Origin of the sequence: Pseudomonas aylmerensis (assembly GCF_001702265.1) — a bacterium.
Taxonomy (GTDB): domain Bacteria; phylum Pseudomonadota; class Gammaproteobacteria; order Pseudomonadales; family Pseudomonadaceae; genus Aquipseudomonas; species Aquipseudomonas aylmerensis.
The window spans coordinates 116,453-138,183 of the sequence record NZ_MAUE01000028.1 but is presented as its reverse complement, the minus strand read 5'-3'; the positions used below and the strand labels follow the sequence as shown (position 1 = coordinate 138,183).

Annotated in this window: 20 protein-coding genes; 14 read left to right on the top strand and 6 right to left on the bottom strand. The window is 62.7% G+C overall.

Annotation, left to right across the window (positions count from 1 at the left end):
* Positions 1 to 4: 4 nt before the first annotated feature.
* Together rnhA and BBG20_RS20220 are read right to left on the bottom strand one after the other, a co-directional pair.
* Complete coding sequence (gene rnhA, locus BBG20_RS20225; RefSeq protein WP_003173571.1) at positions 5 to 457, bottom strand: ribonuclease HI; 453 nt, start codon at positions 455 to 457, stop codon at positions 5 to 7.
* Positions 458 to 486: 29 nt separating this feature from the next.
* A complete protein-coding gene (locus BBG20_RS20220) occupies positions 487 to 1,245 on the bottom strand; it encodes a class I SAM-dependent methyltransferase (RefSeq protein WP_065906403.1) in 759 nt (252 codons plus the stop codon).
* Positions 1,246 to 1,310: 65 nt separating this feature from the next.
* Here BBG20_RS20220 and gloB point away from each other — a divergent pair, with 65 nt between their 5' ends.
* The 11 genes from gloB to BBG20_RS20165 all read left to right on the top strand — a co-directional run bounded on the left by gloB (position 1,311) and on the right by BBG20_RS20165 (position 16,650).
* A complete protein-coding gene (gene gloB / locus BBG20_RS20215; protein WP_065906401.1) occupies positions 1,311 to 2,078 on the top strand; it encodes a hydroxyacylglutathione hydrolase in 768 nt (255 codons plus the stop codon).
* A gap of 98 nt (positions 2,079 to 2,176) precedes the next feature.
* Entirely contained in the window at positions 2,177 to 3,589 is a 1,413-nt protein-coding gene (locus BBG20_RS20210; protein WP_065906399.1) for a lytic transglycosylase domain-containing protein, read from the top strand.
* A 587-nt stretch (positions 3,590 to 4,176) separates the two neighbouring features.
* Positions 4,177 to 6,006 (top strand): extracellular solute-binding protein, encoded by a 1,830-nt coding sequence (locus BBG20_RS20205; protein WP_065906397.1) that lies wholly within the window; start codon positions 4,177 to 4,179, stop codon positions 6,004 to 6,006.
* Complete coding sequence (locus tag BBG20_RS20200) at positions 6,003 to 7,841, top strand: extracellular solute-binding protein (protein ID WP_065906394.1); 1,839 nt, start codon at positions 6,003 to 6,005, stop codon at positions 7,839 to 7,841. Before BBG20_RS20205 ends, BBG20_RS20200 begins: the two co-directional genes overlap by 4 nt.
* Positions 7,842 to 8,915: a microcin C ABC transporter permease YejB gene (locus BBG20_RS20195; protein WP_065906392.1), complete on the top strand. Its 1,074-nt coding sequence runs from the start codon at positions 7,842 to 7,844 to the stop codon at positions 8,913 to 8,915.
* A gap of 1 nt (position 8,916) precedes the next feature.
* Positions 8,917 to 9,936, top strand: coding sequence for an ABC transporter permease (locus tag BBG20_RS20190; protein ID WP_065906391.1), 1,020 nt, complete (start codon positions 8,917 to 8,919; stop codon positions 9,934 to 9,936).
* A 1-nt stretch (position 9,937) separates the two neighbouring features.
* Positions 9,938 to 11,539: an ABC transporter ATP-binding protein gene (locus BBG20_RS20185; protein WP_065906389.1), complete on the top strand. Its 1,602-nt coding sequence runs from the start codon at positions 9,938 to 9,940 to the stop codon at positions 11,537 to 11,539.
* A 123-nt stretch (positions 11,540 to 11,662) separates the two neighbouring features.
* The gene (locus tag BBG20_RS20180) at positions 11,663 to 12,184 is read left to right on the top strand and encodes a sigma-70 family RNA polymerase sigma factor (protein WP_065906387.1); all 522 of its coding nucleotides are present in this window, start codon (positions 11,663 to 11,665) and stop codon (positions 12,182 to 12,184) included.
* Complete coding sequence (locus tag BBG20_RS20175) at positions 12,181 to 13,131, top strand: FecR domain-containing protein (RefSeq protein ID WP_065906385.1); 951 nt, start codon at positions 12,181 to 12,183, stop codon at positions 13,129 to 13,131. Before BBG20_RS20180 ends, BBG20_RS20175 begins: the two co-directional genes overlap by 4 nt.
* A 99-nt stretch (positions 13,132 to 13,230) precedes the next feature.
* The gene (locus BBG20_RS20170; RefSeq protein ID WP_065906383.1) at positions 13,231 to 15,693 is read left to right on the top strand and encodes a TonB-dependent siderophore receptor; all 2,463 of its coding nucleotides are present in this window, start codon (positions 13,231 to 13,233) and stop codon (positions 15,691 to 15,693) included.
* Between the two features lie 63 nt (positions 15,694 to 15,756).
* Positions 15,757 to 16,650 carry an AraC family transcriptional regulator gene (locus tag BBG20_RS20165; protein ID WP_065906381.1) on the top strand — a complete coding sequence of 298 codons (894 nt, stop codon included), beginning with the start codon at positions 15,757 to 15,759 and terminating at the stop codon, positions 16,648 to 16,650.
* Here BBG20_RS20165 and BBG20_RS20160 read toward each other — a convergent pair.
* On the bottom strand, positions 16,592 to 17,179 hold the full coding sequence (locus tag BBG20_RS20160) for a LysE family translocator (RefSeq protein ID WP_065906379.1): 588 nt from the start codon (positions 17,177 to 17,179) through the stop codon (positions 16,592 to 16,594). The two genes, BBG20_RS20165 and BBG20_RS20160, sit on opposite strands and share 59 nt — an antisense overlap.
* 315 nt (positions 17,180 to 17,494) lie before the next feature.
* Between BBG20_RS20160 and BBG20_RS20155 the strand changes: the two genes are divergently transcribed.
* Positions 17,495 to 18,337 carry an alpha/beta fold hydrolase gene (locus tag BBG20_RS20155; protein WP_065906377.1) on the top strand — a complete coding sequence of 281 codons (843 nt, stop codon included), beginning with the start codon at positions 17,495 to 17,497 and terminating at the stop codon, positions 18,335 to 18,337.
* 63 nt (positions 18,338 to 18,400) lie between these two features.
* On the opposite strand, the gene BBG20_RS20150 is transcribed toward BBG20_RS20155, so the two are convergent.
* A complete protein-coding gene (locus BBG20_RS20150) occupies positions 18,401 to 18,829 on the bottom strand; it encodes a winged helix-turn-helix transcriptional regulator (protein WP_065906375.1) in 429 nt (142 codons plus the stop codon).
* Between the two features lie 105 nt (positions 18,830 to 18,934).
* Between BBG20_RS20150 and BBG20_RS20145 the strand changes: the two genes are divergently transcribed.
* The gene (locus tag BBG20_RS20145; RefSeq protein ID WP_065906374.1) at positions 18,935 to 19,633 is read left to right on the top strand and encodes an SDR family oxidoreductase; all 699 of its coding nucleotides are present in this window, start codon (positions 18,935 to 18,937) and stop codon (positions 19,631 to 19,633) included.
* On the opposite strand, the gene BBG20_RS20140 is transcribed toward BBG20_RS20145, so the two are convergent.
* Positions 19,623 to 20,507 (bottom strand): NAD(P)/FAD-dependent oxidoreductase, encoded by an 885-nt coding sequence (locus tag BBG20_RS20140; RefSeq protein ID WP_065906373.1) that lies wholly within the window; start codon positions 20,505 to 20,507, stop codon positions 19,623 to 19,625. The genes BBG20_RS20145 and BBG20_RS20140 overlap by 11 nt on opposite strands.
* Positions 20,508 to 20,651: 144 nt before the next feature.
* On the opposite strand from BBG20_RS20140, the gene BBG20_RS20135 reads away from it, so the two are divergent.
* Entirely contained in the window at positions 20,652 to 21,089 is a 438-nt protein-coding gene (locus BBG20_RS20135; protein ID WP_065906372.1) for an Rrf2 family transcriptional regulator, read from the top strand.
* On the opposite strand, the gene BBG20_RS20130 is transcribed toward BBG20_RS20135, so the two are convergent.
* Positions 21,086 to 21,715, bottom strand: a complete 630-nt coding sequence (locus BBG20_RS20130) for a ribonuclease T2 family protein (RefSeq protein ID WP_065906371.1) — start codon at positions 21,713 to 21,715, stop codon at positions 21,086 to 21,088. The genes BBG20_RS20135 and BBG20_RS20130 overlap by 4 nt on opposite strands.
* Positions 21,716 to 21,731 lie beyond the last annotated feature (16 nt).

The window sequence follows — 21,731 nt, the reverse complement described above, 5'->3', positions numbered from 1 at the left end:
GGCTTCAACTCTGCTTGTAGCCGCGCACTTCATCCACGCCCCGGTTGGCCAGTTGGTCGGCGCGCTCGTTGCCCGGATGGCCGATGTGACCGCGCACCCATTTCCAGGTGATGTCATGACGGTTGCATTGCTCATCGAGCAGTTGCCACAGGTCGGCATTCTTCACCGGTTCCTTGGCCGCGGTTTTCCAGCCACGCTTCTTCCAGTTGACCATCCACTCGTTGATGCCCTTCATCACGTATTGCGAGTCGGTCACCAGCAGCACGTTGCAGCGGCGCTTGAGTTCTTCGAGGCCGCGAATCGCGCCCATCAGTTCCATGCGGTTGTTGGTGGTGTTGGCTTCGCCACCCCACAACTCCTTCTCCACGCCCTTGCACACCAGCAACGCGCCCCAGCCGCCAGGGCCGGGGTTGCCCTTGCAGGCACCATCAGTGAAGAGTTCTACGCTATCGGTCATCGGTTGCTCGGTCTGAAATCAAAAAAGTTTTACGGTTCGCTTTGCTTGCGGTTGACCTTGGCCATCGGCATCGGCACCAGCTTGCCCATGGACTGGCGTGGTACCTGGCGCACAGGACGCAGCCCGACCACGATCTTGCGTGCCACCAATAAATAGAAGCCGCCGCCAGACAACTGCCAGGCACCCGCGCGGCGTTCCCAGCCGGCCAGGCGGCCTTGCCACTTGGCGGACGCAAGCGGCGGACGATAGCACCCGAAGCGGCGTTTCTCCAGCGCGAAGCCCAGCAGGTTCAGCCAGTCGCCAACCCGTGACGACGAGATGCAGCGTGCCTGGCGCAAGCCGTCATGGGCGAACACATGGCGCAGGCCCCAACTGCTCCAGGGGTTGATGCCGACAATCAGCAAATGGCCACCTGGGCGCACACTGCTCGCCGCTTCGCGCAACAAACCGTGGGGCGACAGGCAGAAATCCAGGCCGTGCTGCAACACCACCACATCGGCGGCGTGCTCGCTCAACGGCCAGGCCTGCTCTTCGCAGACGATCTCCACCCCCGGCAACGGCGCCCCCAGGCGCACGTTGCGTTGCACCTGCGGCGCGGCAGGCGGTGTCTGGGCCGACGGGCCGTAGTGCACCAGGTAGCCGCCAAAGAACCGGCCCAACTCGTCTTCGAGCATGCGCCGCTCTTCATCCAGCAGAAATTGCCCGATCGGCCCGGACAGCCATTCGCGGGCGGCGCTGATCAGTGCCAGCCACTCAGGATCGGCCTGGGCGAACGCTTTATCAGTCATTGCATTCTCCAACTCGCCTAGACGTTCTAAGATGCACCAATGTGTTCAGCTTGGCGAATCGAAGAATGATACAGATCAGTGCCCTGCCCGCCTTCACCGATAACTACATCTGGGTGTTACAAGACCCCGAGACCAACCGCTGCGCCGTGGTCGACCCCGGCGATGCCGCGCCCGTGCTGGCCTGGCTCAAGCAGAACCCGGACTGGACCCTCAGCGACATCCTGGTCACCCACCATCACCATGATCATGTCGGCGGTGTCGAGCAACTCAAAACCGCGACGGGTGCCAAGGTCTACGGCCCGGCGAACGAAAACATCCCGGCGCGGGATGTCGCCCTGCAGGATAACGACCGTATCAGCGTGCTCGGCTGGGATTTCGACGTGTACGCCGTGCCCGGCCACACCCTGGGCCATATCGCCTTTTATCACCAGGGCGTGCTGCTGTGTGGCGACACCCTGTTCGCCGCCGGTTGCGGGCGCCTGTTCGAAGGTACGCCGGAGCAGATGCACACTTCGCTGCAACGCCTGGCCGCCCTGCCCGCCGACACGCGGGTGTATTGCACCCACGAATATACACAAAGCAACCTCAAGTTCGCCCAGGCGGTGGAACCGGACAACGCCGATATCGCCAAACGCGTGGAAAACGTCCGCCAACTGCGTGACCGCGGCGAGATGACGCTGCCGTCCAACCTGGCCCTGGAGAAACTCACCAACCCCTTTTTGCGTACCGCTGAAACATCCGTTAAACAAAAAGCGGACGAACGGAATGGCCGCGACAACCGCACTGGGGCCGAGGTGTTTGCTAGCTTGAGGGCTTGGAAAGATAAGTTCTAACGGGATGCAATCTGATACGCAATTTCTGAATGGTTGACCGGAACCAAAGTGCTTTCTAGAATCGCCCGACATTTTTGCCCGGAACTTACTTCCAGCCAATGTCGTCATCTATTCGTAAATCCAACCATTCAGACGCATTGACCCGCCTGGCTCAAGCCGTGGCGGTGGCCGTGTCCGCGACTCTGGCGGGCTGCCAATCGACAAATTTCGCTGCACAATCCACCGTGCAACCCAAACCCAATCTTGCCGCCAAGATCAAGCAAAAACCTATTTGGCTTTCAGAGAAGCCCAGCCCCGAAGTGCCCCAGGATGTCTGGGAACGCATGCGCCGGGGCTTTCAATTGCAGGACGGCCTGGGCGTCAACCCACGCATCGAGCAACAGCGCCTGTGGTTCGCCAGCAACCCGTCCTTCCTGGAGAACGCCGGTGAACGCGGCAGTCTCTACATTCATTACATCGTCGAACGCCTTGAAGAGCGCAACATGCCCCTGGAGCTGGCGCTGCTGCCAGTGATCGAAAGTGCCTACAACCCAATGGCCTATTCGCGCAGCGATGCGGTCGGCCTGTGGCAGTTCATCCCCTCCACCGGACGCTACTTCAACCTGCGCCAGACCCGCGCCTATGATGGCCGCCGCGATATCACCGCCTCCACCACCGCCGCCCTGGACTATCTGACCCGTCTGCACGATATGTTCAACGGTGATTGGCTGCTGGCGCTGGCCGCCTATAACGCCGGCGAAGGCACGGTCAGCCGGGCCATCGAGCGCAACGAGAAGCTCGGCCTGCCCACCGATTACTGGAACCTGCCCCTGCCCCAGGAAACCAAGGACTACGTGCCCAAGTTCCTGGCGCTGTCCCAGGTGGTACTGGCCCCTGAGGCCTACGGCGTCAACCTGAACCCGATCGCCAACACGCCGTACTTCGAAGTGGTGGAAGTCAAGCAGAGCATGGACCTGTCCCGGGTCGCCGCGCTGGCCGAGATCGACGAAGACGAACTGTTCCAGCTCAACCCGGCACTCAAGCAGCGCACCACCCTGGACGGCCCGCAGCATCTGTTGGTGCCAAGTTCCAAGGCACAACTGCTCACCAGCAGCCTTTCGGCGATGAAGCCCGAGGAATTGCTGGCGCTGCGTCCGAAGAAGCCGGTGTTCGACGAAGTTGAAACGGCACGGGTGGCCGGGCGTACCCGCAGCTACAAGGTGCGCAGTGGCGACAACCTCACACTGATCGCCAAGGCGAACAAGGTCGATGTGCATGACCTGCAGCGCTGGAACAAGCTCAACGGCCAGGCGCTCAAGGTCGGCCAGACCCTGGTGATGCAGGACACGCGCAAGCTGGTGGCCAAGGCTGACAGCAAGAAGCCGGTGCAATACAAGGTCAAGAAAGGCGATTCGCTGTATATCGTCGCCAAACGTTTCAACGTCGAGATGCAACATCTCAAGCGCTGGAACCCGCGCACTGGCCAGGCGTTGAAGCCGGGGCAGATGCTGGTGGTTTCCGGGCCCCGGTAACCGGCTCGCGAGCGGGCGCAGGTGGGAGCTGGCTTGCCGAGGCGGCAAAGGCGGCGGCATTGCTCGCATTTTCTTCGCCTGAGACAGCGCTTTCGCAGCCTCGCTGAAGCTCGACAACTCCCACAGGGGATTGCGGTGTCGCCGTTATTTCAATCCCCTGTGGGATCGCAATATCCGAAGCGACGCGGCCCAAGTGTGGGAGCTGGCTTGCCCCGGCGAGGCTGCGAAGGCGGCGGCATTGCTGGCATTCTCTTCGCCTGCGACAGCGCTTTCGCAGCCTCGCTGAAGCTCGACAACTCCTACAGGGGATTGCGGTGTCGCCGTTATTTCAATCCCCTGTGGGATCGCAATATCCGAAGCGACGCAGCCCAAGTGTGGGAGCTGGCTTGCCTGCGATGCAGACACCTCGGTGTATCGGTGATACCGAGCCGATGCTATCGCAGGCAAGCCAGCTCCCACATTTGTCCGTCATACCGCTCAAGACCTCGCCGGCCCTCAGTCACCCCCCGCAACAGCCTTTTTCCAACCGGAACAAGCTGTTACTGTACCGATCATAAAGCCCAAGCTGCCTGGATCGGATTCCTGACTTGAAGCGTCCCCTCCTTTTACTAATAAGTCTGGCCTTGAGCTTTGGTGCGAACGCGACGATTACCGAGAGCCACGGTTACACGCAGTTCGGCACGCTCAAGTACCCGGCCAAATTCACCCACTTCGATTGGGTAAACCCTGCAGCGCCGAAAGGCGGGACCTTGCGGGTCATGGCATTTGGCACGTTCGATACGCTCAACCCCTACACCTTCAAGGGCTCCAGCCCGGTTTCCACGCCCAATTTCCTCCAGTACGGCGTCAATGAGCTGAACGAGCCGTTGATGGTCGGCACTGGCCAGTACGCGCCGTCCGGCGATGAACCCACTTCCAGCTATGGGCTGATTGCCCAGTCGGTGGAGTACAGCGAGGACCGCAGCTGGGTGGTGTTCAACCTGCGCCCGGAAGCACGCTTTCACGATGGCAAGCCGATCACCGCGTATGACGTGGCGTTTTCCTATCGCACCCTGCTGACCGAAGGCCACCCGCAGTACCGCACCAACCTGCAGGAAGTGGCGCGGGTCGATATCCTCAACCGGCACCGCATCCGTTTTGTGTTCAAGCGCGCCGGCAATCCGCTGCTGATCCTGCGCCTGGGCGAGTTGCCGGTGCTGCCCCAGCACTACTGGAAGAATCGCGACTTCAAGGCCACTACCTTCGAACCCCCTTTGGGCAGCGGGCCGTACCGCATCAGCAAGGTCACTCCAGGGCGGCAGTTGGTGTTCGAGCGGGTCAAGGACTACTGGGGCAAGGACCTGCCGGTCAACCAGGGTTTTTATAACTACGACAAGGTCGAAGTGGAGTTTTACCGCGACAGCGACGTGGCCTTCGAAGCATTCAAGGCCGGTGAGTTCGATATCTATATCGAGCACCAGGCCAAGAACTGGGCGAATGGCTACAACTTCCCGGCGGTCAACCGGGGCGACGTGATCAAGGCACAGATCGCCCACCAGATCCCGACCCAGAGCCAGGGCCTGTTCATGAACACGCGCCGGCCGACCTTCAGCCAGACCAAGGTGCGCGAAGCCCTGGGCATGATGTTCGACTTCGAGTGGACCAACCGCACGCTGTTCAGCGGCGCCTATAAACGTACCCTCAGCTATTACCCCAACAGTGAATTCGCCGCCACCGGGGTGCCCACCGGCCATGAATGGCTGATGCTCTCGCCCTACCGCGACCAGTTGCCGCCCAACCTGTTCACGCAGGCCTTCAGCCTGCCCCAGACCGACGGACGCGGTATCCCCCGCGAAACCATGCGCCGCGCCCTCGCCCTGCTCGGCGACGCCGGCTGGAAGCTGTCGGGGCAACGCCTGCTCGACAAGGACGGGCAACCGCTGCGCTTCGAGATCCTGCTGGTCAACCCGAACCTGGAGCGCATCCTGCAGCCGTACGTCGAGAACCTGATCAGCATCGGCATCGACGCGCGCCTGCGCACGGTTGACCGCGCGCAGTACAAGCAGCGCCTGGACCAGTTCGACTTCGACATGATCCTCATCACCCTCAACCAGACCTTGAGCCCCGGCCTCGAACAGTGGCAGTACTTCCACTCCAGCCAGGCCGCCATCAAGGGCAGCAAGAACTACGCAGGCATCAACAACCCCATCGTCGATCACCTGCTGGAACAACTGCTGGCGGCCAAGACCCGCGAAGAACAACTGGCGGCCGGTCGCGCCCTGGACCGGGTGCTGCTGTGGCAGCACTACAGTATTCCCAACTGGTACCTCAACTATCATCGCTTGGCGTACCGCAACCGGTTCGCCTTTGTCACCACGCCGCCCTATAGCCTGGGCCTGAGCGCGTGGTGGCTGAAAGCTTCGGAGAAAGCCCAATGATGTATTTGCGTACTGCCCTGCTTGGCGGCCTGTTGCTGTGCACCGCGGCCCAGGCCGCCCCGCAACATGCGTTGACGCTCTACAACGAACCGCCGAAATACCCCGCCGACTTCAAGCACTTCGACTACGTCAACCCGGACGCGCCCAAGGGCGGCACCTTCCGCGAGTCGAGCATGGGCGGCTTCGACAGCCTCAACCCGTACATCAGCAAGGGCGTGCCCGCCGACAACCTGGGGCTGATCTACGACACCCTGGCCATGCAGAGCCTGGACGAACCGATCACGGAGTACGGGCTGGTCGCCGGCAAGATCGAAAAGGCCCCGGACAACAGTTGGGTGCGCTTCTACCTGCGCCCCGAAGCGCGCTTCCACGACGGCCACCCGATCCGTGCCGAAGACGTGGTGTTCACCTTCCAGACCCTGCTCAAGGAAGGCTCGCCGATCTATCGCACCTACTATGCCGACGTCGACGAAGTGGTCGCCGAGGACCCACTGCGCGTGCTGTTCAAGTTCAAGCGCACCAACAATCGTGAATTGCCGCTGATCCTCGGGCAACTGCCGGTATTGCCCAAGCACTGGTGGGCCACGCGTGATTTTGCCAAGGGCAACCTGGAAGTGCCGCTGGGCAGCGGGCCGTACCAGGTCGCCGAGGTCAAGGCCGGGCGCATGATCCGCTACGAGCGGGTCAAGGACTACTGGGCCAAGGACCTGCCGATCACTAAAGGTTTCTACAATTTCGATAACCGCATCACCGACTACTACCGCGACAGCACCGTCTCCCTGGAAGCGTTGAAGGCCGGGCAGTTCGATTACTGGCTGGAGTTCAGTGCCAAGAACTGGGCCAACGCCTACAACATTCCGGCAGTGGCCCAGGGCCGGCTGATCAAGGAAGAAATCCCCAACGGCAACCCCACCGGCATGCAGGGCTTTGTGTTCAATACGCGCAAGCCGATGTTCCAGGATGTGCGCGTGCGCAAGGCGATCAGCCTGTTGCTGGACTTCGAATGGAGCAACAAACAGCTGTTCAACGGCGCCTACACCCGTACCCGCAGTTATTTCGAAAACTCCGAAATGGCCGCCACCGGCCTGCCCGGACCGGACGAGCTGAAGATCCTCGAGCCGCTGCGCGACAAGATCCCCGCCGAGGTCTTCACCCAGGCCTTCGAACCGGCCAAAACCGACGGCAGCGGCATGATCCGCACCCAGCAGCGCGAGGCCTATCAACTGCTCCAGGAAGCCGGCTGGCGCATCGTCGACGACAAGATGGTCGACACCACCGGCAAACCGGTGACCATCGAGTTCCTGCTCGCCCAGACCGAGTTCGAACGCATCCTGCTGCCGTTCAAGCGCAACCTCGCCGACCTGGGCATCGACCTGGTGATCCGCCGGGTCGACGTCTCGCAATTCGTCAACCGTATTCGCTCGCGGGACTTCGACATGCTGGTCGGCAGTTTCCCGCAGTCCACCTCACCGGGTAACGAGCAGCGCGAATTCTGGTCGTCGTCCAGCGCCGACAAGCCCGGCAGCCGCAACTACATGGGGCTCAAGGACCCGGCCGTCGACCAACTGGTGGAAGAGCTGATCGACGCCGACTCGCGCCAAAGCCTGGTGGCCCATGCCAAGGCCCTGGACCGTGTGCTGCAGTTCGGTTACTACGTGATCCCCAACTGGCACATCAAGACCTACCGCGTAGCGTACTGGGACCACCTCGGCCACCCGAAGGTCTCACCGCGCTATGACGTCGGCACCGCCACCTGGTGGGCCAAGCCCGATGCCAAGCCGGCGGTAACCGTGGACACCACCCAGACCGCCGATCCGGCGAGCGGAGGCGATTGAATGCTGGCCTATATTATTCGCCGCCTGTTACTGATCATCCCCACGCTGTTCGGCATCCTGCTGATCAACTTTGTCATCATCCAGGCCGCGCCCGGTGGGCCGGTCGAACAGATGATCGCCAAGCTCGAAGGCTTTGAAGGCGCCACCAGCCGCATTGCCGGCGGCGGTGCCGAAGTCGCGGTGGCCGGCTCCAGCTACCGTGGCGCCCAGGGCCTGGACCCGGCGCTGATCAAGGAAATCGAGAAGATGTACGGCTTCGACAAGTCGGCGCCGGAACGCCTGTGGATCATGGTCAAGAACTACGCCACGCTGGATTTCGGCGACAGCTTCTTCCGCGACGCCAAGGTCATCGACCTGATCAAGGAAAAGATGCCGGTGTCCATTTCCCTCGGGCTGTGGAGCACGCTGATCATGTACCTGGTGTCGATCCCGCTGGGGATCGCCAAGGCCACGCGCCACGGCAGCCATTTCGATGTGTGGACCAGCTCGGCGATCATCGTCGGGTACGCGATCCCGGCGTTCCTGTTTGCGATCCTGTTGATCGTGGTGTTTGCCGGCGGCAGTTATTTCGACTGGTTCCCGTTGCGCGGGCTGACGTCCAACAACTTCGACGAACTGAGTTGGGGCGGCAAGATTCTCGACTACTTCTGGCACCTGGCGCTGCCGATTACCGCACTGGTGATCGGTAACTTCGCCACCATGACCCTGCTGACCAAGAACAGCTTTCTTGACGAGATCAACAAGCAGTACGTGGTCACCGCCAAGGCCAAGGGCTTGACCAACCGCCGCGTGCTCTACGGCCACGTGTTCCGCAATGCAATGTTGCTGGTGATCGCGGGCTTCCCCTCGGCGTTCATCGGCATCTTCTTCACCGGCTCCTTGCTGGTCGAAGTGATCTTCTCCCTCGACGGCCTCGGCCTGATGAGCTTTGAAGCGGCCATCAACCGCGACTACCCGGTGGTGTTCGGCACGCTGTTCATCTTCACCCTGCTGGGGCTGATCGTGAAACTGATCGGCGACCTCACCTACACCCTGGTCGATCCACGCATCGACTTCGCCAGCCGGGAGCATTGAGATGAATCTATCCCCCCTCAATCGCCGCCGGTTCGAGCGGTTCAAGGCCAACAAGCGCGGCTGGTGGTCGCTGTGGCTGTTCCTGATCCTGTTTGTGCTGAGCCTGGGCGCGGAGTTGATCGCCAACGACAAGCCGCTGGCCGTGCACTTCGATGGCGACTGGTATTTCCCGGCGCTCAAGCGCTATCCGGAGACCACCTTCGGCGGCGAATTCCCGCTGGAAGCCAACTACAAGAGCCCGTATATCCAGGAATTGCTCAAGGCCAAGGATGCCTGGACCTTGTGGGCGCCCATCCCGTTCAGCTATCAGAGCATCAACTACGACCTCAAAGTACCGGCGCCGGCGCCACCGTCCGCGGTGAACCTGCTGGGTACCGATGACCAGGGCCGTGACGTGCTCGCGCGGGTGATCTATGGCTTTCGTGTGTCGGTACTGTTCGCCCTGACGCTGACCGTGCTCAGCTCGATCATCGGCGTGATCGCCGGCGCCCTGCAGGGCTTCTATGGCGGCTGGGTCGACCTGGCCGGGCAGCGCTTCCTGGAAATCTGGTCCGGGTTGCCGGTGCTGTACCTGCTGATCATCCTCGCCAGCTTCGTGCAGCCCAACTTCTGGTGGCTGCTGGGGATCATGCTGCTGTTCTCCTGGATGAGCCTGGTGGACGTGGTGCGCGCCGAGTTCCTGCGCGGGCGCAACCTGGAATACGTACGCGCGGCCCGGGCACTGGGCATGCAGAACGGCGCGATCATGTTCCGCCACATCCTGCCCAATGCCATGGTCTCGACCATGACCTTCATGCCATTCATTCTCACCGGCGCCATCGGCACCCTCACCGCCCTGGACTTCCTCGGCTTCGGCTTGCCGGCGGGCTCACCGTCGCTGGGTGAACTGGTGGCCCAGGGCAAATCCAACCTGCAGGCGCCGTGGCTGGGCATGAGCGCGTTTGCCGTGCTGGCGATCATGTTGAGTCTGCTGGTGTTTATCGGCGAGTCCGCTCGCGATGCCTTCGACCCGAGGAAATGAGATGAATCAGGACAATCTGATCGAAATCCGCGACCTCTCTGTCGAGTTCGTCACCGGCGAGCATCACCACCGTGTGGTGAACAACGTCAGCTTCGACATCAAGCGCGGCGAAACCCTGGCGCTGGTCGGCGAAAGCGGCTCCGGCAAATCGGTGACCGCCCACTCGATCCTGCGCCTGCTGCCCTACCCGCTGGCTCGGCATCCGTCGGGCACCATCGAGTACGCCGGGCAAGACCTGTTGACGCTCAAGGAAAAAACCCTGCGGCACATTCGCGGCAACCGCATCGCGATGATCTTCCAGGAGCCGATGACCTCGCTGAACCCGCTGCACAACATCGAGAAGCAGATCAACGAGGTACTCGGCCTGCACAAAGGCCTCACCGGCAAGGTCGCCACCCAGCGCACCCTGGAACTGCTGGAGCTGGTGGGCATCCCCGAGCCGCACAAGCGCCTCAAGGCCCTGCCCCACGAACTCTCCGGCGGCCAGCGCCAGCGGGTGATGATCGCCATGGCACTGGCCAACGAGCCGGAGTTGTTGATCGCCGACGAGCCGACCACCGCCCTCGACGTCACCGTGCAGTTGAAGATCCTGGAGTTGCTCAAGGAGCTGCAGGCACGCCTGGGCATGGCCTTGCTGCTGATCAGCCACGACCTCAACCTGGTGCGGCGCATCGCCCATCGGGTGTGTGTGATGCAACAGGGCTGCATCGTTGAACAGGCCGATTGCGAGACGCTGTTCCAGGCGCCGCAGCACCCCTACACCCAGGAACTGCTGGCAGCCGAGCCCAGCGGCGGGCCGGCCGGCAACGCTATCGGTCCGCCGTTGCTGGAGGTCGATGACCTCAAGGTGTGGTTCCCGATCAAGAAAGGCTTTTTGCGCACTACCGTCGATTACGTCAAGGCGGTGGACGGCATCAACTTCAGCCTGCCGCAGGGGCAGACGCTGGGCATCGTCGGTGAAAGCGGCTCGGGTAAATCCACCCTGGGCCTGGCCATCTTGCGCTTGATCGCCAGCAAGGGCGGAATCCGCTTTGAAGGCCAGCAACTGGACACGCTCAGCCAGCAACAGGTACGCCCGTTGCGCCGCGAAATGCAGGTGGTGTTCCAGGACCCGTTCGGCAGCCTCAGCCCACGCATGTGCGTGAGCGAGATCGTCGGCGAAGGCCTGCGCATCCACAAGATGGGCACACCGGCCGAACAGGAAGCGGCGATTATCGCCGCGCTCAAAGAGGTCGGCCTCGACCCGGCGTCGCGCAATCGCTACCCCCACGAGTTTTCCGGGGGCCAGCGTCAACGCATCGCCATTGCCCGCGCGCTGGTGCTCAAGCCACGCCTGATCCTGCTCGACGAACCCACCTCGGCGCTGGACCGCACCGTACAGCGCCAAGTGGTGGAATTGCTGCGCAGCCTGCAGGCCAAGTACAACCTGACTTACCTGTTCATCAGCCATGACCTGGCGGTGGTGAAGGCGCTGAGCCACCAGTTGATGGTGGTCAAGCAGGGCCAGGTGGTGGAACAAGGCGACGCCCAGGCGATTTTCGCCGACCCGCAGCACGCCTACACCCGGCAGTTGCTGGAGGCTGCCTTCCTGGTACCGGCCTGACGCACTGCACTCCCAGGTGGGAGCCCGCTCCCACTTGGAAGCAAACCAATATCATTTGCGCACCTTCCCGCCCTTTGCTTTAATCGCGACCAATTCTTATTTACGCCAATTCTTTTGCGCTGGATGGATATTGTGTCGACCTCTTTCACCCACCTCTACGGTTCCCACCACAGCTGGTTGCTTGGCCTGTTGCGCCGACGCCTGAACGACCGCTGGGATGCCGCTGACCTGGCTCACGACACCTTTATCCGCATCCTCAGCCGGCCCCCCGCCGAGACCGATCACGTGCGCCAGCGCTCTTACCTGGCCACCATTGCCCGCGGGTTGTGCATCGACCATTGGCGTCGTCGCCAGCTGGAGAAAGCCTGGCTCGACAGCCTGGCGCTGTGCCCGGAGGCGACGCAGCCATCGCCGGAACAGCGCGCCATCATCGTCGAGACCCTCTACGAAGTGGATGCCATGCTCGCCCGCCTGCCGAAAAAGGTCAGCCAAGCCTTCCTGCTCGCGCAACTGCATGGCCTGACCTACAAACAGATCGCGCAACAGTTGGGCGTGTGCGAGCGCATGGTCAAGAAGTACATGGCCCAGGCCTTGCTGCATTGCGCGATCCTCGAAGCCGAGCTCGACGGGATGCTGGTGCAATGAGCCCCACCGGCAAACTCAGCCACGCGAGCCTGGAACAGGCCGCGCAGTGGTACGTGCGCCTGCAGGACCCGAGCGGCGCCCAGGAGCAGCAACGCTGGCAATCCTGGTTGATGCAGAACCCCGAGCACCTGGCGGCCTGGCACTATGTGGAGCGCGTCAGCCAGCGCTTCGCACCGTTGATGGAGCATTCCCAGGGCGCCGGCCGTGCACTGCGCAGTTCACGGCGCCAGACCCTCAAGACCTTGCTGGTGCTGTGCGCCGGTTCGACGCTGGCCTGGGGCACCTGGCGCAACACCGCCCTGCCCCGGCTGGTGGGCGGCTGGAGCGCCGACTATGCCACTGCCAGCGGCGAAACCCGCGACGCCTTGCTGGCCGATGGCAGCCATGTATGGCTTAACGCCCTGAGCGCGCTGGATGTGCGCTTCGATACAACGCAACGCTTGCTGCGCCTGCGCTTTGGGGAAGTGCTGATCGACACGGCCAAGGACGCCAGCCGCCCGTTCCTGGTGGACACCGAATACGGCCGACTGCAGGCGCTGGGCACCCGCTTCAGCGTGCTGCAGGGCGACGAGCATACCCAACTCAACGTGTTCGAAGGCCGGGTGCAGGTCAGCACCCTCAACCAGCAGGTGCGCATCATCGAGGCAGGCCAGCAGGTCAGGTTCACCCGCAACGGTTTCGATCCGACCGCCCCGGCCTCTCCCGCCCGTGAGGCCTGGAGCCGTGGCGTGCTGCTGGCCGACAACCTGGCGCTGGGCGAGTTGGTCGCCGAGCTCAACCGTTATCGTCCCGGCCACCTGGGTTGCGACCCGGCCGTGGCGCAGTTGCCGGTGATGGGTTCATTCCCGCTCAAGGACAGCGACCACGCCCTGCGCCTGCTGCAAGCCGCGTTGCCGATTCGCGTCGACCGGTTGCTGCCGTGGTGGGTCACCGTCAGCCCCCAGTAAAAAAATCTTCAACCGCCAGTGCCCTTTTTCAAAACTCGTTCGGTTAACCCTGCAGACGCTTTCAATTCGCCGATCGATTTGATCCAAAGGGAAACATTCATGCCGCAACCTGCTCGCTTCGCGCTGCGCCCACTGGCGTTGGCCACCTCGCTGTTTTGCCTCGGCGCACCGACGCTGCACGCCGCCGAAACACCATCGACCCAGGAAGCCGCGCGCAGCTACCGTATTGCCGCCGGCTCCCTGGTCAATGTGCTGAACAGCTTTGCCGAGCAGTCGGGTATTTTCATCGCCGGGCACAACAGCCTCGCCGCAGGTAAAACCAGCCCAGGCCTGAATGGCAACTACACCGCGGCCAGCGGCTTGCAGCGCCTGTTGCAGGGCAGCGGCCTGCAAGCCCTGCCCCAAGGCAACAACGGCTACGTACTCGAACCGATCCCGGCCAACACGGGCGCCCTGGAGCTGGGCGCCACCACCATTTCCGGCCAGGACCTGGGCGCCACCACCGAAGACACCCACGCCTACACCACAGGCTCCATGGCGTCGGCCACCGGCCTGCCGCTGTCGATGCGCGAAACCCCGCAGTCGGTCACCGTGATCACCCGCCAGCAGATGGATGACCAGGGTTCCAACAACATCGCCGACACCCTGCGCCGCGCCCCGGGCGTCAGTGTGCAGAACTACGACAGCGAGCGCTGGGAGTTCTCCAGCCGGGGCTTGCCGATCACCAATTTCCAGTACGACGGCGTCTACTCCACCTATGACGGCGTGTACGACTACGGCACCACCAGTACCGACATGGCGGTGTACGACCACCTGGAAATCATCAAGGGGTCGGCGGGCCTGTTGAGCGGTTCCGGCGACCCCTCGGCCACGGTCAACCTGATCCGCAAAAAACCCACCCGCGACTTCAAGGCGTCGGTCACCCAGACCTTCGGCTCCTGGGACAATTACCGCACCGAAGGCGACATCTCCGGCCCCCTGACCGAGTCTGACAATGTGCGCGGGCGCTTTGTCGGCGTGTACCAGGATCGCCAGTCCTACCTGGACCACTACCAGAACACCAAGGACATCGCCTACGGCATCCTCGAAGCGGATCTCACCCCCGACACCCTGCTGACCTTCGGTATCGACCAGCAGGACACCCGCTCGCGCGGCGCCAGCTGGACCGGTTTCCCGATGTACTTCAGCGACGGCTCGCGCACGAACTTCTCGCGATCGTTCAACCCGGCCGCCGACTGGAGCCGTCGCGACTTCCAGAACCAGACGATCTTCGCCTCGGTGCAGCAGAAGCTCGCCAATGACTGGTCGCTCAAAGTCAGCCTCGACCGCAAGCGCAGCCAGCACGACACCCTGCTCGCCTCCGCGAGTGGTGGCAACCCCGACCCGGTCAGCGGCGAAGGCATGTACATGTTCATGGGCAAGTACAAGGGCGACCAGGTGCAGAACACCCTGGACGTCAACCTCAGCGGGCCGTTCAGCCTGTTCGGCCGCGAGCACGAGTTGATCATGGGCTTCATGGCCACCCGCTCGAAACAGGACGTGCCGGTATACGGTTCGATCTACCCACCCGTTGGCGGCAGCATCTTTGACTGGCACGGCGAATACGCCAAGCCCGACATCCCACGCAGCGGCCAGAACGATATCGTGCAACGCCAGACCGGCGCCTACCTGGCCACTCGCCTGAAACCGACCGATGACCTGGCAGTGATTCTCGGCGCGCGCGTGAGCAATTTCAGCGGCACCGACACCACCGACTTCTTCGACCCCGCCCAGGCCGACAACCGCGCCACCTACCACCAGAGTGGCGTGGTCACGCCCTATGCCGGGGTCGTCTATGACCTGAACGACACCTGGTCGGTCTACACCAGCTATACCCAGATCTATCGCCCGCAAACCAGCAAGGATGCCGACCGCAAGCTGCTCGACCCGGTCGAAGGCCAGACCTATGAAGCGGGGCTCAAGGCAGCGTTCTACGGCGGCCGCCTGAATGCCAGCTTCGCCGCGTTCCGCATCGAACAGGACAACGTGGCCGAGTACGTCTCGGGTTTCGAGAGCGACTCGATCTACCGCCCCATCGCCGGCGCCACCACCAAAGGCTTCGAGGCCGAGCTGTCGGGTGAAGTGCTGGACGGCTGGAACATCTCCGCCGGCTACACCTACCAGCACACCCGCGATGCCAATGACGGCTACGTCTACAGCTCGGTGCTGCAGACCACCACGCCGCAACAAGTCGTACGGCTGTTCAGCGCCTATCGCCTGCCGGGCGCCCTGGACAACATCACCGTGGGCGGCGGTGTGAACTGGCAGAGTGAGTTCTTCGGCAAGGTGTTCCAGCCGGACCCGAATGACACGGTCAACTTCGGCCACGACTCGCGCATCACCCAGGATAGCTACTACCTGGTCGACCTGATGGTACGCTATCGCTTCAACGACCACCTGAGCACCACGCTGAACGTGAAGAACCTCTTCGACAAGAAGTACTACACGGGCCTGGGCAACTTCGGCACCGGCTTCTACGGCGAACCGCGCAGCCTGCAGCTGGCGACCAAGTGGGATTTCTAGGCTGACGCCCCGGGCGGTCTGTGCAATCATCCCTTCACTCGCTCAAGGGATGGAACTGCCGCCATGTCGCTGGACAGCCTTGCTCACCCTTCGCACTCGCCGCGCTTCTGGCGCGACGAGCGCTTGCCGTTCATCGAAGCGCGCACCATCGCCGATGGGCGCAAGGTCACCTACACGCGCCATGCCCACGAGCACTTCTCCATCGGGGTGGTCACCACGGGGCGCAGTTATTACCACTACGGTGCAGAGACGTTCGAGATCAGCGCCGGCACGGTGGTGTTGATGAACCCCGGCGATGTGCACGCCTGCAATCCCATCGACAACGAGCGATGGTCCTACAAGATGCTGTACATCGACACGCCCTGGCTGACCGACCTGCAGTACCAACTGGGGTTCAGCACCGACCAGGGTTACCGGCCATTCAGTACGCCCTACACGCGCGATCCGGTGCTGTACGAGGGCTTGCTGGAGCTATACCGGACGTTGGTGGATGAGCAGGCCGAACACCTGCAAAAGCAAAGCGCGCTGGTGAGTTATTTCAGCGAAGTGCAGCAACGCCTGAACCCTTCACCCGCCCCGATGCGCGAGGTCAACCACAAGCTGGAACGGGCCGCCGACTACATCCGCGAACACTGCACCCAGGCCCTGAAGCTGGAGGACATCTGCCTGGCCGCCGAGCTGTCGCCGTCGTACCTGATCCGCGCCTTCAAACAGTATTACGGGCTGACCCCGCATGCCTTCCTGGTCAACCGGCGCATCCAGTTTGCACGCACCCAACTGCGCAACGGCAAGCTGATCGCCGATGTCGCCCTGGCCGCAGGCTTTGCCGACCAGGCGCATTTCCAGCGCGCCTTCAAGCAGCATTTCGCGGCCACGCCGGGGCAGTACCGCGACGTCCTCAAGCCATCAGCAAATAACCCACACTGGCCACCAGCAACGCGGCCATCGAGCGGTTGAATACACGCACACCCTGGGGGTTGCCCAGGTAGCGGCGCAGGAACGTGCCGGCATAGGCCCAGCACGCCACCGACAGGTAGCAGATCACCAGGTAAAGGCCGGCAAACAGCCAGACCTGCCGAGCATCGCCGTCCGCCACAAACAGGCCCATGCCCGCCACGCAGGCCAGCCAGGCCTTGGGGTTGAGCCATTGCATGATCGCGCCGTAGAGCATCGACGGCGCCGTCGCGCTGCTGTCCGCGTCCAGGCGGCCATCGTCCACCGCGAGTTTCCAGGCCATGTAGAGCAAGAAGGCCACCCCGCCCCACTGGATCAACTGCGTCAGGAGCGGCCAGCGCACCAGCACTTCATGCAGCCCCAGGCCAATCAACACCAGCAACAAGGTGAAGCCGACGGCGGCGCCGAACACGTGTTTCTGGCTGGCGACAAAACCGAAGCGCGCGCCTGAACTCAGGGCCACCACATTGACCGGTCCGGGTGTGATCGAGGTGGCCAGTGCGAAGGCGGCCATGGAAATGATCAAGCTCATTGCAGTTCCTTTTTATTCGGGCAGATGACGATGGAGCCACGGTAAAGGGCAAGGCACGCGGGGTATTGAACAAAATGACCCTTGTCGAAGTATTTTGTGTGCGCCCCTGGAGTCGGCCTCGCACCGCTCATGGCGCGAGACAGACAACGGCGGCGAAACCGTTCTGGCCCGGGCGCTTTAGACGCTTTTATTCCATTGATATAACTGCATTTTTTTCTTTCAGAATGCCGATCTCAATAGGCAAAAATGCGTATTTCCCAGGCCTGGGCCGGTGCTAGAGTTCAGCGCCTACTCACTGCAATCAAAGGAATCGCCATGTCACGTCGCCTGCTGGCAACTGCCTGCCTGTTGCTGTCTTTCTCTGCGGTCCAGGCCGCTGAACGCTGGGAAACCCTGCCGCCGACGCCGGCCCCGGTGGCCGGCGCCAAAACCGGCTACGCCGCCGTCAACGGCATCAAGGTCTACTACACCCGCACCGGGCACGGATCGCCGGTGGTGCTGCTGCACGGTGGGCTGTCCAACTCCGATTATTGGGGCAACCAGGTCAAGGCACTGGCGGCCAAGCACACGGTGATCAGCCTCGACAGCCGTGGCCACGGGCGCAGCTCGCGGGACGATAAACCCTACGGCTACGACCTGATGGCCGATGACGTGGTGGCCGTGCTCGACAGCCTGAAGATCCCGCGTGCCGATATTGTCGGCTGGAGCGACGGCGCCATCATTGGTATCGACCTGGCCCTGCGTCACCCGGACCGGATCGGCAAGGTGTTCGCGTTCGCCGCCAACACCCAGACCGCCGGGGTCAAGGACGGCGTAGAGAAAAACCCGACCTTCGCCGCCTTCATCGAACGCGCCGGCAAGGAGTACGCCAAGCTGTCGCCGACGCCTAAAGAGTACGATGCATTCGTCGAGCAGATCAGCCATATGTGGGCCAGCCAACCGAACTGGACCGACGCCCAGCTGGCGAGCATCAAGACGCCAATCCTGATTGCCGACGGCGACCATGACGAAGCGATCAAGCGCGAGCACACCGAGTACATGGCGGCCACCATCCCAGGGGCCGGCCTGCTGATCCTGCCGAACACCAGCCACTTTGCCTTCCTGCAGGACCCGGCGTTGTTCAATGCAGCGCTGCTGGGCTTCCTCGATAGCAAATAGACCCTGCCCCCTGTCGGCGCGCACTCACTGCGCGCCCACAGATCACATAGACCGCAATCGCGCCTAGCTGACCTGCGTGACGATATCGTCGAGGCCCAGCACCCGGCCATCCTCGGCCAGGATCTCGACCTTGCGCAGCGGCTTGAGCGAGCGCGCATCCAGCACGCGCGCGCCGGCCTGTTCGGGTTGCGTGTGCGCCTCCCCCCACTGCGCCAGCGTCACCAGCACCGGCATCAGCGCGCGGCCCTTGTCGGTCAGCTGATATTCACTGCGCGCACCGACTTCGCTGGTTTGCAGCAGGCCCTGCTCGACCATGTCCTTGAGGCGCGTGGCAAGGATGTTTTTAGCCACGCCCAGGTGCTTCTGGAAATCACCGAAGCGCGTCACGCCGGCGAATGCATCGCGGATGATCAACAGCGTCCACCAGTCGCCCACCACGTCCAGGGCACGGGCAACGGGGCAGCCATCGCCTTCCAGGCATTTGCGTTTCATCGTCGGGCCTCCCGGCATTGAAAAATCTGGTTGCATTATAGGACCAACAGCCTCAGGATAAAAACGGTTTCATCATTAAACCTAATTCGCAGCCTGGAGTTCATCATGGATATTCGTGGAAAAGTGGTATTGGTCAGCGGCGCCAATCGCGGCCTGGGTAAAGCCTTCGTCACCGCCCTGCTGGCAGCCGGCGCCGCCAAGGTCTACGCCGGTGCGCGGGATCCGCGCAGTGTGGACATTCCCGGCAGCACCCCGATTGCCCTCGACATCACCGACGCGGCCAGCGTGCAGCACGCCGCCGAGCAGTGCGCGGACGTCAGTGTGGTGATCAACAATGCGGGCTTCCTGAAGTACGGTTCGTTGCTGGCCGAAGACAGTGTCGAAAACCTGCAACAGCACTTTGACGTGAACACCTTCGGCACCCTGCGCCTGAGCCGTGCCTTTGCGCCGATCCTGGCCAAACAGGGCGGCGGCGCGCTGATCAATATCCTCTCGGTGCTGAGCTGGCTGAGCCCGCCGGGCGCCGGTGGCTACAGCACTTCGAAATCCGCCCAGTGGGGGCTGACCAACGGCCTGCGCGGCGAGTTGCGCGAGCAGAACACCCTGGTGATCGGCGTGCACCCGGCCTACATCGACACCGACATGGTCGCTGATGTGCATGCGCCTAAAAGCACGCCCCAGGAAGTGGTCGCCCTCACCCTGCAAGCCCTGGGCGAGGACCGCGAAGAAGTGTTGATCACCGACATGACCCACGCGGTGAAGGCGTCGCTGTCCACCGACAGCCCGGTCTACCTCAACCGCTGACCAGCGAAAAATGCGCGCCGACCCCGGCGCGCACACCCTCGGCCACGGCCAGCGCCACGGAGCCGGCGGCGAGGGACGCGTCACCACAGGCAAACACGCCCGGCACTGAGGTCTGGCGCATGTCGTTGGTGTGCAGGTAAGCGCCGCTGGGGCCATCGGCCAGTGCACAGCCCAACTGCGCGGCCAACGGGCTGAGCCGGGTCCGCGACATCGTGAAGATACCGTCGAGCTTGAACACCTGGCCGTCATCCAGTTCGAGGTCGGCACGCTCGCCGCTGATTCGCCGTACGCCGGCGCTTTGCACACTGACCCCACGTCGCGCCAACTGCGCCTGCTGCTCGGCATCCGGGGTGAATACGCCGTTGGTGAACAAGGTCGTGGCGCCCCAGTCCGGCAGCATCAATGCGTGGTGCATCGCCAGCGAAGAAGTGGCGAGAACACCGATACGGCCTTGGTCCAGCTCATAGCCGTGGCAGTAAGGGCAATGGAACACCCGCGTGCCCCAACGCTCCTGCAGGCCTTCAATGGCGGGCAATTCGTCGACCACGCCGGTGGCCAGGATCAGGCGCTTGCCCTGGAACGTACCGTTGAATTCAGTGCCCAGGCTGAAGCCCTGCGGTTCTACCGTCGCCTGAACCACACTGCCCTGCACCCAGGTGACCGTCGGGTACTCCATTAACTGGCTGCGCCCTTCGGCGGCAATGGCCTGCGGCGACTGGCCGTCCTGCCCAAGAAACCCGTGGGACGTGGCCGCAAACCGGTTGCGCCGCTGCCCCGCGTCGATCACCAGCACCTGGCGCCGCGCCCGCGCCAATTGCAGGCCCGCTGACAAACCGGCGTAGCTGCCGCCGACAATAATCACGTCGTAGATCATGAGAGTGACCCTATGGTGAGTGCACGCGGTTATCCGCGCGCTTTCACGACACACCATAAGTTACGTAAAATTAGCGCGTCAAGACTCTCGCAACTTTTTAGGTTACGAACGATACTTTGGCGCGCATCGACTTGAGGTTTTTTGATGAGAAACGACACGCGCCTGTCGCGCATGCTGCATGTGCTGATCCATATGGGCCGCCATGAAGAACGCGCGACTTCGGAGACCATCGCGCAGATGCTCGGCACCAATCCGGTGGTGGTACGGCGCACCCTCGGGTTGCTCAAGGAAAAAGGGTATGTGCGCTCGGAAAAAGGCCATCAGGGCGGCTGGAGCCTGGGCAAGCCCTTGAGTGAAATCACCTTGCTGGACATTCACAACGCCTTGGGCACGCCGTCGATCTTCGCCATCGGACTGTCCACCGATCACCCGGAATGCCTGGTGGAACAGGCCGTGAACGCGGCGCTCACCGACGCCTTCGAACAAGCCCAGGCGCTGCTGTTGAAGCGCCTCGGCAAGGTCACCCTGGCGCAGTTGGCCGAGGATTTTGATGAGCGTTATCGCGTGGCGATGCAGCCCTAGCGCTGGGCCGGAATGCGGATTTCACCCTCGCGGCACTGGCTTTTGACACTGCGCGGACAGCCGGCGAAGGCCAGGTCCTTGGTCAGGCACACCCGCACCTCCGACAGCACCTTGCCTTTGCAGATGACCGCCACACCGTGATTGCCCATGCGCGGGTTGCTCTGGCGAAACAGCGCCTCGATCTCGCGAGCCGGCAAGGACGGCGGTGTGTTGAACGGCTGCAATTGGTGTGGAATGGCAACCACGCCCAACGCCGCGTCGGTTTTTTCCAGGTACGCCAGCGGTTCAAGCCCGCTGCAGGTGCCATGCTTGGCCCATTCGTGCTTGAGCAGCGCACGCGTGGGGAACAACGTCGCGCCCTTGTCCATTGCTTCCCGGCTCAGGTACGACTGCGGCGCACAGCTCGCTGGCCACCCTCCTCGCGCGTATTGCGGCCACAGGCCGTGCAGCACAAACCCGTAGCCCTTGCCCGAGCACTGTTCGTTGTCCGGGTGCGTCAGGCAAAACGTCGGCGACCACGACAACGACAGCACATAGAAATCAAACTCCCCCGGCGTGCCCTGTTCACGCGGGGCCGCCACTGCGCCGGTCGCCAGCACCAGCCACACCACCATCCAGTATTTCATCGGCCTATTCCTTGAA

Coding starts and splice junctions, on each gene's coding strand:
- rnhA (WP_003173571.1), bottom strand. CDS start 457: ATGACCGATAGCGTAGAACTCTTCACTGATGGTGCCTGCAAGGGCAAC.
- BBG20_RS20220 (WP_065906403.1), bottom strand. CDS start 1,245: ATGACTGATAAAGCGTTCGCCCAGGCCGATCCTGAGTGGCTGGCACTG.
- gloB (WP_065906401.1), top strand. CDS start 1,311: ATGATACAGATCAGTGCCCTGCCCGCCTTCACCGATAACTACATCTGG.
- BBG20_RS20210 (WP_065906399.1), top strand. CDS start 2,177: ATGTCGTCATCTATTCGTAAATCCAACCATTCAGACGCATTGACCCGC.
- BBG20_RS20200 (WP_065906394.1), top strand. CDS start 6,003: ATGATGTATTTGCGTACTGCCCTGCTTGGCGGCCTGTTGCTGTGCACC.
- BBG20_RS20195 (WP_065906392.1), top strand. CDS start 7,842: ATGCTGGCCTATATTATTCGCCGCCTGTTACTGATCATCCCCACGCTG.
- BBG20_RS20190 (WP_065906391.1), top strand. CDS start 8,917: ATGAATCTATCCCCCCTCAATCGCCGCCGGTTCGAGCGGTTCAAGGCC.
- BBG20_RS20185 (WP_065906389.1), top strand. CDS start 9,938: ATGAATCAGGACAATCTGATCGAAATCCGCGACCTCTCTGTCGAGTTC.
- BBG20_RS20180 (WP_065906387.1), top strand. CDS start 11,663: ATGGATATTGTGTCGACCTCTTTCACCCACCTCTACGGTTCCCACCAC.
- BBG20_RS20175 (WP_065906385.1), top strand. CDS start 12,181: ATGAGCCCCACCGGCAAACTCAGCCACGCGAGCCTGGAACAGGCCGCG.
- BBG20_RS20170 (WP_065906383.1), top strand. CDS start 13,231: ATGCCGCAACCTGCTCGCTTCGCGCTGCGCCCACTGGCGTTGGCCACC.
- BBG20_RS20165 (WP_065906381.1), top strand. CDS start 15,757: ATGTCGCTGGACAGCCTTGCTCACCCTTCGCACTCGCCGCGCTTCTGG.
- BBG20_RS20160 (WP_065906379.1), bottom strand. CDS start 17,179: ATGAGCTTGATCATTTCCATGGCCGCCTTCGCACTGGCCACCTCGATC.
- BBG20_RS20155 (WP_065906377.1), top strand. CDS start 17,495: ATGTCACGTCGCCTGCTGGCAACTGCCTGCCTGTTGCTGTCTTTCTCT.
- BBG20_RS20150 (WP_065906375.1), bottom strand. CDS start 18,829: ATGAAACGCAAATGCCTGGAAGGCGATGGCTGCCCCGTTGCCCGTGCC.
- BBG20_RS20145 (WP_065906374.1), top strand. CDS start 18,935: ATGGATATTCGTGGAAAAGTGGTATTGGTCAGCGGCGCCAATCGCGGC.
- BBG20_RS20140 (WP_065906373.1), bottom strand. CDS start 20,507: ATGATCTACGACGTGATTATTGTCGGCGGCAGCTACGCCGGTTTGTCA.
- BBG20_RS20135 (WP_065906372.1), top strand. CDS start 20,652: ATGAGAAACGACACGCGCCTGTCGCGCATGCTGCATGTGCTGATCCAT.
- BBG20_RS20130 (WP_065906371.1), bottom strand. CDS start 21,715: ATGAAATACTGGATGGTGGTGTGGCTGGTGCTGGCGACCGGCGCAGTG.